This is a genomic window from Aestuarium sp. (assembly GCF_023253315.1).
Lineage (GTDB): Bacteria > Pseudomonadota > Alphaproteobacteria > Rhodobacterales > Rhodobacteraceae > Marivivens > Marivivens donghaensis.
In genome coordinates, this window is the sequence record NZ_JALRGW010000013.1 from 1 (window position 1) to 11,348 (window position 11,348).

At 60.0% G+C, this 11,348-nt stretch carries 10 protein-coding genes; 4 read left to right on the top strand and 6 right to left on the bottom strand.

Annotated elements, in window-relative coordinates; genetic code table 11:
* Window position 1: 1 nt before the first annotated feature.
* Window positions 2-1,801 carry a translation elongation factor 4 gene (gene lepA, locus AC1QQ2_RS08265; RefSeq protein ID WP_249946507.1) on the bottom strand — a complete coding sequence of 600 codons (1,800 nt, stop codon included), beginning with the start codon at window positions 1,799-1,801 and terminating at the stop codon, window positions 2-4.
* Between the two features lie 266 nt (window positions 1,802-2,067).
* Here lepA and AC1QQ2_RS08270 point away from each other — a divergent pair, with 266 nt between their 5' ends.
* Window positions 2,068-3,042, top strand: a complete 975-nt coding sequence (locus AC1QQ2_RS08270) for a quinone oxidoreductase family protein (protein ID WP_479712787.1) — start codon at window positions 2,068-2,070, stop codon at window positions 3,040-3,042.
* A 26-nt stretch (window positions 3,043-3,068) separates the two neighbouring features.
* Window positions 3,069-3,803, top strand: coding sequence for an SDR family oxidoreductase (locus AC1QQ2_RS08275; protein WP_067549741.1), 735 nt, complete (start codon window positions 3,069-3,071; stop codon window positions 3,801-3,803).
* A 26-nt stretch (window positions 3,804-3,829) separates the two neighbouring features.
* Here AC1QQ2_RS08275 and glcF read toward each other — a convergent pair whose 3' ends face one another.
* The 4 genes from glcF to AC1QQ2_RS08295 all read right to left on the bottom strand — a co-directional run bounded on the left by glcF (window position 3,830) and on the right by AC1QQ2_RS08295 (window position 8,473).
* Window positions 3,830-5,104: a glycolate oxidase subunit GlcF gene (glcF, locus tag AC1QQ2_RS08280; RefSeq protein ID WP_479712788.1), complete on the bottom strand. Its 1,275-nt coding sequence runs from the start codon at window positions 5,102-5,104 to the stop codon at window positions 3,830-3,832.
* Between the two features lie 3 nt (window positions 5,105-5,107).
* Window positions 5,108-6,184: an FAD-binding protein gene (locus AC1QQ2_RS08285; RefSeq protein ID WP_479712789.1), complete on the bottom strand. Its 1,077-nt coding sequence runs from the start codon at window positions 6,182-6,184 to the stop codon at window positions 5,108-5,110.
* Window positions 6,181-7,611 (bottom strand): FAD-linked oxidase C-terminal domain-containing protein, encoded by a 1,431-nt coding sequence (locus AC1QQ2_RS08290; RefSeq protein ID WP_105235517.1) that lies wholly within the window; start codon window positions 7,609-7,611, stop codon window positions 6,181-6,183. The genes AC1QQ2_RS08285 and AC1QQ2_RS08290 overlap by 4 nt, the downstream gene beginning before the upstream one ends.
* 91 nt (window positions 7,612-7,702) lie before the next feature.
* Window positions 7,703-8,473 (bottom strand): IclR family transcriptional regulator, encoded by a 771-nt coding sequence (locus AC1QQ2_RS08295; RefSeq protein ID WP_245918061.1) that lies wholly within the window; start codon window positions 8,471-8,473, stop codon window positions 7,703-7,705.
* A gap of 89 nt (window positions 8,474-8,562) precedes the next feature.
* Here AC1QQ2_RS08295 and AC1QQ2_RS08300 point away from each other — a divergent pair, with 89 nt between their 5' ends.
* Both AC1QQ2_RS08300 and AC1QQ2_RS08305 read left to right on the top strand, forming a co-directional pair.
* Window positions 8,563-10,695, top strand: a complete 2,133-nt coding sequence (locus AC1QQ2_RS08300; protein WP_479712790.1) for a malate synthase G — start codon at window positions 8,563-8,565, stop codon at window positions 10,693-10,695.
* A 12-nt stretch (window positions 10,696-10,707) separates the two neighbouring features.
* Entirely contained in the window at window positions 10,708-11,130 is a 423-nt protein-coding gene (locus tag AC1QQ2_RS08305) for a GlcG/HbpS family heme-binding protein (protein WP_479712791.1), read from the top strand.
* 55 nt (window positions 11,131-11,185) lie between these two features.
* On the opposite strand, the gene AC1QQ2_RS08310 is transcribed toward AC1QQ2_RS08305, so the two are convergent.
* Window positions 11,186-11,347 (bottom strand): hypothetical protein, encoded by a 162-nt coding sequence (locus AC1QQ2_RS08310; protein WP_167668775.1) that lies wholly within the window; start codon window positions 11,345-11,347, stop codon window positions 11,186-11,188.
* Window position 11,348 lies beyond the last annotated feature (1 nt).

Below are 11,348 nucleotides of genomic sequence, written 5' to 3' on the forward strand. Positions count from 1 at the left end.
ATCAATCGTCCATTTTCAACGCAGAGATGAAGGCTTCCTGCGGGATTTCGACTTTGCCGAACTGACGCATCTTCTTCTTACCCGCCTTCTGTTTATCCAGAAGTTTGCGTTTACGGGTGGCGTCGCCGCCGTAACACTTGGCCGTCACGTCTTTGCGCATGGCGGAGAGGGTTTCGCGGGCGATCACCTTGGCGCCGATGGCCGCTTGGATCGGGATTTTGAACATGTGACGCGGAATCAGGTCCTTGAGCTTTTCACACATGGCGCGGCCACGGGTTTCGGCACGGTCACGGTGGACCAGCATGGAGAGCGCGTCCACGGGTTCTTCGTTCACGAGGATCGACATTTTGACGAGGTTATCCTCGCGGTAGCCGACAAGGTGGTAGTCGAAGGAGGCATAGCCCTTGGTCACGGATTTCAGGCGGTCGTAGAAGTCAAAGACGACCTCGTTCAGGGGCAGGTCGTATTCGGTCATCGCGCGGGAACCTGCGTAGGTGAGGTTCAGCTGGATGCCGCGGCGGTCCTGACAGAGTTTGAGCACGTCACCGAGGTATTCATCGGGCACGAGGATGGTCGCTTTGATGCGGGGCTCTTCGATGTGGTCGATGAGGGTCTGGTCGGGCATGTCAGCGGGGTTGTGCAGGTCGCGCACTTCGCCCGATTTCATGTGCAGGTGATAGACCACAGAAGGCGCAGTGGTGATCAGGTCGATGTTATATTCGCGCTCAATGCGGTCACGGATCACTTCGAGGTGGAGAAGGCCGAGGAAGCCACAGCGGAAACCAAAGCCGAGGGCGGCAGAGGATTCCATCTCGTAGGAGAAGGAAGCGTCGTTGAGGGCGAGTTTTTCGATCGCGTCGCGCATGTCCTCGAATTCGGAGGAGTCGACGGGGAAGAGGCCGCAGAAGACCACAGGGATCGACGGCTTAAAGCCCGGAAGCGGTGTGTCGGCGCCCTTTTTGTCGTGGGTGATGGTGTCGCCCACGCGGGTGTCGCGCACTTGTTTGATCGATGCGGTGAGGAAGCCAATCTCGCCCGGTCCAAGTTCATCAACGGCGAGCATGGCGGGTTTGAAGACGCCGATACGGTCCACGTGGTGGACGGTGCCGTTGGACATGAATTTGACCTTGTCGTTCTTGCGCAGAACGCCGTCGACGATACGGACGAGGACCACAACGCCGAGGTAGCTGTCGTACCACGAGTCCACGAGCATCGCCTTGAGCGGAGCATCGCGGTCGCCTTTGGGGGCGGGCAGACGGTGGACGATGGCTTCGAGCGTTTCTTTGATACCGATGCCAGATTTCGCAGAGACCTGAAGCGCCTCAGAGGCGTCGATGCCGATCACGTCTTCGATCTGTTCCGCCACGCGTTCGCAGTCTGCTGCGGGGAGGTCGATCTTGTTCAGGACGGGCACGATTTCGTGGTTCGCGTCGATGGCCTGATACACGTTGGCGAGGGTCTGCGCCTCAACGCCTTGGGTCGAGTCCACGACCAAGAGCGAGCCTTCAACCGCGCGCATGGAGCGGGATACCTCATAGGCAAAGTCGACGTGTCCGGGAGTGTCGATCAGGTTGAGAACGTATTTCTCACCATTGTCAGCGAGGTAATCGATGCGGACGGTGTTCGCCTTAATGGTGATGCCGCGTTCGCGTTCGATGTCCATACTGTCGAGAAGCTGCGCCTTCATATCGCGGTCAGCAACGGTTTGCGTCGACTGGATCAGACGGTCCGCAAGCGTGGATTTACCGTGGTCAATGTGAGCAACGATCGAGAAGTTCCGGATGTGGGACAGGTCGGTCATGGAAAAGGCAGCCTATGTGGGGTTCAGCGCCTGTCTATGTAGGGGAAAGGTCCGTTTTGCAAGGGGGGAGATATCCCCAACCGCATAGCCAAGGGGCCCATGGGCGGAATGTCGTGCGAAAGCGGTGGATGGGGCGCCCTATCTGAACCAATTTTTGGAAATCGCTGGCAATCGTGGCGGGCTGCGCCAGTTCCCTCAGGGAAATGATTGTGAACCGTTCAAACGGTCACTAGCGTTTCCGAAAGACAGGGAGGAGGAGCCCGACGATGGATACAGTGATCAGGTTGGAGACAACCGGTGCGCCCGAGGTTTTGCACGCCGTTCAGGTAGAGCCAGTGGCCCCCGCAGCGGGGGAGTTGCGGATCGAACATGAGGCGATTGGGATCAACTATCTCGACGTGATGCAGCGCAAGGGCACAGTGCCGTTTGCAGTTCCTAATGGGCTCGGCCTTGAGGGCGCTGGACGCGTTGTGGCGATTGGCGAAGGTGTCACGGGCTACAGCGTCGGGGATCGGATCGCCTATATTCTGGGGCCTGTTGGGGCCTATGCCTCTGCCCGCAATATCCCTGCGGCGCGGGCCGTGAAAATCCCTGACGCGCTGAGTTTTGAGGACGCGGCGGCGATTTTGTTCAAGGGGATCACGGCGGAATATCTGCTGACCGCCACGGGTGAAGTCAAAGCGGGCGATACGATCCTCGTTTACGGGGCTGCGGGCGGCGTGGGTCAGATCCTGACCGCACTCGCCAAAGAGATCGGCGCGACGGTGATCGGCGTTGTGTCTGGTGCGAATAGTGTTGAGACGGCAAAGGCCGCGGGCTGTGATCTGGTGTTGATCTGGGGCACGGATAACATCGTTGACGAGGTGAGCACCTTTACCAAGGGCGCGAAGGTTCAGGTGGTTTATGACGGCGTGGGGCGTGCGACGTTTGACACGTCCATCGACTGCCTCGCCCCGCGTGGGTTGATGGTGTCGATGGGGGCATCCTCTGGCGCGCCTGCTGCGGTCGAAATGTCGACGCTGAACACCAAGGGATCGCTGTTCATCACCCGCCCGACTATTGCCAACCATGCGGTGGAAGAGTCCGAATATCGCATGCGGGCAAAGGCCGTGTTCGATGCAGCAGAGCGCGGTGTGATCAAGCCAAACGTCTGGCGTCGGTTCCCACTGACGCAGGCCGCAGAGGCTCATGCCGCGATTGAAGCAGGCGGTGTAACGGGCGCAGTGTTGCTGACGGTGTAATGGGGGCTGACTTGGGCGATAACACGATGAAAACAATCATGATCACAGGTGCCGGTAGTGGCATCGGACGGGCCACGGCGCGTCATTTCCTGGAAAACGGCTGGCGGGTGGCTCTGGTCGGTCGCCGCGCGGAAACGCTGACCGAGACGGCACAGGGGCATGAGAACGCGCTCGTCCTGCCGTTTGACGTGACCGTGCCGAGCGAGGTCGAGGCGGGCTTTGCGACGCTGCGCGACACGTGGGGCCGGCTTGATGTGTTGTTCAACAATGCAGGCGTCGGCGTTCCTGCGGCGCATATCGACGAGATTAAGGTCGAGGATTGGCTCAACCTGTCGAACATCAATATCACGGGCATGTTCCTGTGCGCCCGCGCAGCCTATGGGATGATGCGGCACCAGTCGCCACAGGGCGGACGGATCATCAACAACGGGTCGATCTCTGCCCATGCGCCACGGGTGGGATCGGTGCCCTACACCATGTCGAAACACGCGGTGACGGGGCTGACAAAGACGCTGAGCCTTGATGGGCGGCAGTTCAACATTGCTTGCGGTCAGATCGACATCGGCAATGCGCTGACGGAAATGGCTGCACCGATGACCAAGGGCATTGCGCAGGCGGATGGGTCGATCAAGGTCGAGCCGACGATGGACGTGGCGCAAGTCGCGACGAGCGTGATGTATATGGCGGGACTGCCGCTCGAGACGAACGTTCAGTTCATGACCATCATGGCGACCGCGATGCCGTTCATCGGACGCGGGTAAACGGGTAAAAAGGCCAGAGTAGTCCCCTACTCTGGCTTTGGTCCGCCGTAGGCCCAGTCGAGCAGTTGGACGGTGTGGAACACGGGCACGTTTGCGCCTGATCCGATCTGGGTCATGCATCCAATGTTGCCTGCCACGATCACGTCGGGTTTCGTGTCGTTGATCGTCGCCAGCTTGCGAGCCTTGAGTTCATTCGCGATTTCGGGCTGCAAGAGGTTGTAGGTGCCTGCAGACCCACAGCAGAGGTGGGAGTCCTTGGGCGTTGCCACGTCGAACCCTGCGCGGGTCAAGAGCGCCTTGGGCGCGTCTTTGACCTTTTGACCGTGCTGGAGCGAACAGGCCGCGTGGTAGGTCACGCGCATGTTTTGTTTGGGCTGTTCGGGCAGGTCTAGCGTGGCGAGGAATTCGGTGATGTCGCGGCAGATGCCTGACACACGTGCGGCATCTTCGGCCAGATCGGTGTTGCGGAAGGTGTGGCCGTAGTCCTTGACCGTGGTGCCGCAGCCCGAGGTGTTGATGATAATCGCGTCGAGCCCTTTGCCATCCATCTCACGCGCCCAAGTCCGAATGTTCTGACGGGCAAAGCTGTGGCTCTCGGACTCGCGGCCCATGTGGTGGACGATGGCACCGCAGCAGCCTTCGCCCTCTGGAATGACCACTTCGACGCCGAGGCGGGTCAGGAGACGGATGGTGGCGGCGTTGATCTCTGAATCGAGCGCCTTTTGCGCACAGCCCGTCATCAGGGCTACGCGTTTCCGAGCCGCGCCTTGGGCCGCGTGGGTTTGCGGGCGGTCGTGATCGGCGGGCGGCACGATGCGGTCAGGGGCCAACGCGAGCATGGCGCGTAGACGTGGGTCAGGCATAAGCGGGCCGAGGAAGCGACCGATACGGGCCGCACGCAGTGCGAGGCGGAACCGCGACGGGTATGGAATGATCCGCGCCAGCGTCCAACGCAGCACCCGATCAAAGAGCGGGCGCTTATACGTCGCCTCAATATGGCTGCGGGCGTGGTCCAAAAGGTGCGCGTAATGCACCCCCGACGGGCAAGTGGTCATGCAAGCCAGACAGCCGAGACAACGGTCGATGTGTTTGACCGTTTCCGCGTCCGCAGGGCGGTTGTTTTCCAGCATATCCTTGATCAGGTAGATACGCCCACGAGGGCTATCCATTTCGTCGCCAAGGATTTGATAGGTCGGACAGGTCGCCGTGCAGAACCCGCAATGGACGCAAGACCGCAGGATTTCGTTAGACCGCGCGATGGCGGGAATGGCGAGCTGTTCTGCTGTGAATTCAGTTTTCATGGATCACCCGTTGAACAACCCGCGTGGGTCGTAGGCTTTTTGCAATGCAGTGGTCAGTTGGGCAACGCCGTCAGCGGCGGGTTCGAGCGCGGGCGCATCCCCTGCCCCGCGCAGACGCGTGGCGTGTCCGTGCAGTCCGCCGAGGGCGGAACGCAGGTCAAAGCCGTTATCCGTGCTCGCCCAGAGGAGCGCACCGCCCCAGTCCAAGGTCACATCGACGCCCATGCCCATCAGACGCTCAGCCGCTTTCGCGCCATTGCTGGCCCGCAGGGACACGCGCCAGATGTCGCGATCTGTGGTGGCCGCAAAACGCGCGTCGCGCAGATCATCCCATGGGTTTTCATCGACGAGGGTGAGACCTGGTAACTGGCGCGCGAGTTGGTCGGCGCGGTAGCTGACGGAGTCGTTAAACCCTTCTATCCGAAGGAGAATACGGTCCTGATGCCATGCGGCCCCATTAACCTCGAACGGGGAACCTAGCGCTTTGGACAAGCCCGCAACCGCTGCGATGGGTGATGGTTCGGCCAGTGCCATAGTGGCGGTGCGTTCGGGCAGCGGCAGCACCTTGAGCGAGATTTCGGTCATCACGCCGAGTTTTCCACGCGCCCCGCAATGAAGGCGGGCAATGTCATAGCCCGTCACGTTTTTCATCACGCGGCCACCGTTTTTCACGATGCGCCCGCTGCCGTCGACAAACCGCAGGCCCAAGAGCATATCACGAGCCGACCCTGCCTGAACGCGGCGCGGGCCGCAGTGGTTCAGCGCGATCATCCCGCCGAGTGTTGGTTCGCCTGTGGTGCCAAGAACCGCGCGGTGATCCATTGGCTCAAATGGCAGACGCTGACCGTTGTCGGCCAAGAGCGCGTTTATCTCTGCCATCGTGGTCCCTGCTCCAGCCACGAGGGTCAGTGCACCAGGTTCATAAAGGCGCACGCCCGATAGCCCAGCGGTCGAAAGACGCTGATGGCCCGCAGGCGTATGGCGCGTGCCGCCGCCGACGATGTCGAACGGCCCAGAGGCAGACGCGATGATGTCGGACAGTTCGCCTTCGGTCGTCGGGGTGAATGTCGTTTGGGTCATGCGCGGCGGGCCTCTGACGCATCAAGCGGAAATACTTTTGCCGCGTTCAAGAGCCATTTCGGGTCAAACACATCCTTAACGATCATCTGCGCCTCTAGGTCTTGGGCGTTGAACTGCGCGTGCATGAGGTCACGTTTTTCGATGCCAACGCCATGTTCGCCCGTGAGACAGCCGCCAACCTCAATGCAGAGGCGGAGGATATCAGCGCCCATCGCCTCGCACCGTTCGAGGTCACCGGGTTTGTTCGCATCAAAGAGGATCAGCGGGTGCATATTGCCGTCGCCCGCGTGGAATACGTTCGCAACGCCGAGGCCGTATTCCTTGGACAGTTCGCCAATCCGTTCGAGGACGTAGGGCAGTTCGGACACAGGGATCGTGCCGTCGAGGCACATGTAATCGTTGATCTGACCCATCGCGCCAAAGGCCGATTTACGGCCTAACCAGATACGGGCGGATTCATCGGCGGAACGACTTTCGCGGATTTCGTCAGGGTTATGGCGTTCGGCAATCTCGCGGATCAGGGCAAGTTGATGGTCGATTTCGCGGTCAGAACCTTCGACCTCGATGATCAAGAGCGCCTCGCAATCGGGGTAGCCCGCTTTGGCGAAGGCTTCGCAGGCTTCAATGCAGGGGCGGTCCATGAATTCGATGGCGACGGGGACGATGCCTGCCTGAATGATGTCGGACACGCAAGCGCCCGCGACGGCGGAGGAACCAAAGGCCACCATAACAGGGCGTGCGCCTTCGGGTTTAGGCAGAATGCGGAGCGTGGCTTCGGTCACGATACCCAACTGGCCTTCGGCGCCGCAGACCACGGGCAGAAGGTCGATATCGCCCGCGTCCATATGTGCGCCGCCAAGGTCGATGATCGTGCCGTCCATCAGCACCATCCGCAGACCCAACAGGTTGTTCACCGTCACCCCGTATTTGAGGCAATGCGCCCCGCCCGAGTTCATGCCGATGTTGCCAGAGATCGCGCAGGCGAGCTGCGACGATGGATCGGGGGCGTAGAACCAGCCGTCCTCTTCGATTGCGGCGGTGACAGAGAGGTTCGTGCGGCCCGTTTGGATGCGCATGATGCGGTCGTCGTAGTCGACTTCGAGCACGTCCGTCAGGCGGGCGACACCCACGACGACAGCGTCCGCAGTCGGTAGCGACCCACCGGCTAGCGAGGTGCCCGCACCGCGTGGGACAACAGGAATACCGCGGTCATGGCAGAGTTTCAGGACGGCGGCGACCTCTTCGGTGTTGCAGGGCAGAACCACGGCGAGGGGCGTGCAGCGATAGGCGGTGAGTGCGTCACATTCGTAGGCACGCAGGCCAATCACGTCCTCAATCACGCGGTCCGCAGGCACCACGGATTTGAGCGCGGCTATATGATCTGCGCGGCGCGACAAAATCTCTGCGCTTGGAATTGGCATGTCCATCGGTTCGTCCTCCCTGACTTAACAATAGGCCGAAACGCGGAAAGACCAACGCACTTTTTCCAGTTTTTCCATCTAGTGGAAAAGTGGGTGATTATGCGGTTCCGCGCAGCGATTCTGTCAATGATTGTGCCATATCGCGGATGCGAACGCCGACTTCGCTGATGCGATCAGGGGAAAGACGCGAGGAGAGTGCGGAGACGGAAATCGCGCAGACAGCATCCTCTGCCCGCGACAGAACCACCGCCGCGACGCAGCGCAGACCCGCGGCGTGTTCTTCGTCGTCAACGGCATATCCGACCTCGCGGATGTGGCGAATTTCGGTCATTAAAGTATCGAGGTTTCGGTGCGACCGAGGGGTCATTGGGTGGAACCCTGCCCGCTCTGCGAAGCGTTCGATTTGATTGTCTGACCACGTGGCCAAAATGGCCTTTCCCATGCCCGAACAAAAGGCCGGAACGCGCCCGCCCGTAGGGGAAATAGCGCGGACGATTTCGCGGCTTTCTACTTGAGAAATAGTAACAATTTGCTCACCGTCCAGCACGCCGAGATTCGCGGTTTCGCGTGTCTCGTCCCGCAGTTTGCGCAGGTAGGGCAAGGCCGGTGTGACGAAGTTATATTTCTGTACATATGCCGACCCGACAGAGTAGGCCTCGCGCCCGATATGCCAAAGCGCACGCTCTGGATCGAAGTAGGCAAAGTTGTCGATCTCAAGCGTGGTCAACAGACGGTGGGTGGTGGACACAGCGAGGCCCGCACCCTTGGCAAGGTCGCTGACACGGTGACCTTCATCCGAGGCCGCAAGGGCCTTGAGCAGGGTCATGGCCCGCTGCACCGATTGAACTGATCCGACTTTCTGTTTCATCGACATTTTCCGCATCGTGAAAAACTATTTCGTCGATGGTTAACACCCCGCCTGCCCTCGGTCTACATTTTTAAAAAATGGAGGCCGCTATGACTTATGTAAAACGCTCTGAACTTGAGGTGTCTGCTGATCTGGCGGCTCTCATTGAAAACGAAATCCTGCTTGGCATTGATGCTGATGCATTCTGGGATGGGTATTCCGCCCTTCTCAAAGACCTCGTGCCCGTGAACCGCGCGTTGATTGAAAAGCGCGAGGACCTGCAGGCGCAGATCGATGCGTGGTATAAGGCGCAGAAGGGAAAGGACTTTGACGTCGAAGAGGCGAACGCTTTCCTGCGCGAGATCGGCTATCTTCAGCCCGCACCTGCACCGTTCGAGATCAAGGTCGAAAATGTAGACCCAGAGATCGCAAGCATTGCGGGTCCGCAGCTGGTTGTGCCTGTGATGAATGCACGCTTTGCGCTGAACGCGGCGAACGCACGTTGGGGTTCGCTCTATGATGCGCTCTACGGCACGGACGCGATCGAAGGAAAGCCCGCTGGCAAAGGCTATGACGCTGAGCGCGGCGCAAAGGTTGTTGCCTGGGCGCGTGCGCATCTGGATCAGGTTGCACCGCTGGCCAATGGGTCGTGGGCGAATGTTGAGGCGCTGGACGCAGGTGAGGCTCTGTCGATCACCGTTGGTGGTGCTGCGACCACTCTGAAAGACGCGAGCCAATACGCGGGCTACCGTGCGAATGGCGATGTGATGCTGCGCGTCAACGGCCTGCTGATCGAGATTAAGATCGACCGTGAGAGCGCGATTGGTGCGACTGATCCTGCTGGCATTTCGGATATCCGTCTGGAAAGCGCACTGACCGCCATTCAGGACTGCGAGGACTCTGTCGCGGCTGTCGACGCTGAGGACAAATGCGTTGTCTATGCGAACTGGCTGGGCCTGATGAAAGGCACGCTGGAAGAGAGCTTTGACAAGGGCGGTAAGGTCATGACCCGTCGTCTGAACGATGACGTGACCTATACGGCACCGAACGGTGAGGCCGTCACCCACCCCGGTCGTGCGCTGATGCTGGTGCGCAACGTGGGTCACCTGATGACCAACAACGCGGTTCTGATGAACGGCGAAGAAACCCCCGAAGGCATCATGGACGCGGTGATCACCGTGGCTTGCGCGATGCACGATTTGGCGAAGACCGACGGGATGCGAAACTCGCGCAGCGGGTCGGTCTATGTCGTGAAGCCAAAGATGCATGGCCCCGAAGAGGTTGCCTTTGCTAACACGCTCTATGGTCGGGTTGAGGATATGCTCGGCCTGCCGCGCGATACCGTAAAGCTCGGCATCATGGACGAAGAGCGCCGCACCTCGGCGAACCTCGCGGCTTGTATCAACGCGGTTAAGACGCGCTGCGTGTTCATCAACACCGGCTTCCTCGACCGTACGGGCGATGAGATCCACACGATGATGCAGGCGGGCCCTGTGATCCCGCGTGGTGAAATGGCGGGGAGCTCGTGGCTCGGTGCCTATGAGAACGGCAACGTGGACACGGGTCTGGCGGCTGGACTCACGGGTCAGGCGCAGATCGGCAAAGGCATGTGGGCGCGTCCGGACGATATGGCGGATATGCTCAAGGCGAAAATCGGCCATCCGAAGGCGGGTGCCAACACCGCTTGGGTCCCCTCGCCCACCGCTGCGACCCTGCACGCGACGCATTACCACCATGTGAATGTGTCCGAGGTTCAAAACGAGCTGCGGTCGCGTGACCATGCCTCGCAGAACGCGCTGCTGACACCGCCTGTCATGATCGGCCGCAATGTGTCGGACGAGGATGTGACCCGCGAGTTGGACAACGCCTGCCAGTCCATTCTAGGCTATGTGGTGCGTTGGGTTGATCAGGGCATCGGCTGTTCCAAAGTGCCTGACATCGACGATGTGGCCCTGATGGAAGACCGTGCGACCTTGCGTATTTCGTCGCAATACCTCGCCAACTGGATCGAGCATGGCATCTGCACCGTTGATCAGGTCGAAGCGGCATTCCGCCGTATGGCACCGAAGGTAGACGCGCAGAACGCGGGCGATCCGGCATACAAACCAATGGCACCGTCGTTCGATGGCGAAGCGTTCAATGCGGCGCGGGCGCTGGTGCTCGAAGGTATTTCGCAGCCGTCGGGCTACACTGAGCCGCTTCTGTATAAGGCGCGCCTGCGCGTCAAAGCTGCTGCGAAGTGATCGGAGAGCGTCATGCAACTTATTAAGCGACTAGACCTGAACGACGCGCGCATCCTCCTTGAGGGTGCGCGGGCCAAAGCGAGTGAGATTGGCGTTCCGATGTGCATCGCGATCACAGACGAAGGCGGCAATCTGGTGGCTTTTGAACGGATGGACGGCGGCAAGGTCACGTCGATCACTATCGCCATCGACAAGAGCTTTACCGCGTCGGCGGCGAAAAAGGCGACGCATGATTACGGCGCGATTAGCCAACCCGGTGGTCCGACCTATGGCATCGACTCTGCAATCGGGGGTCGTTTGATGGTCGTCGGTGGGGGCTTGCCCGTCATCGTAGACGGGGACGTTGTGGGCGGCATCGGTGTGTCGTCAGGCACCCCAGCCCAAGACCGCGAGGTCGCACAGGCGGGCATTGATCACTTCCTCGCCACGCTCTGAGGTCAGATAGTTAAACGAAAACGGGCGGCTCTAGGGCCGCCCGTTTTTTATGTGCTTAGCTCTTTTTGGCAAAGCAGGTGGTGTAGAGGTCCCAAAGGCCCAGTGCCACCGTGATTGCAATCACTGATATCAAGTCAACGCGCGGGACATGGATCACAAGGATCGACAAGAAGGCGATGACCACCAAAAACGCAAATACAGCAATCGTATTGTTCATA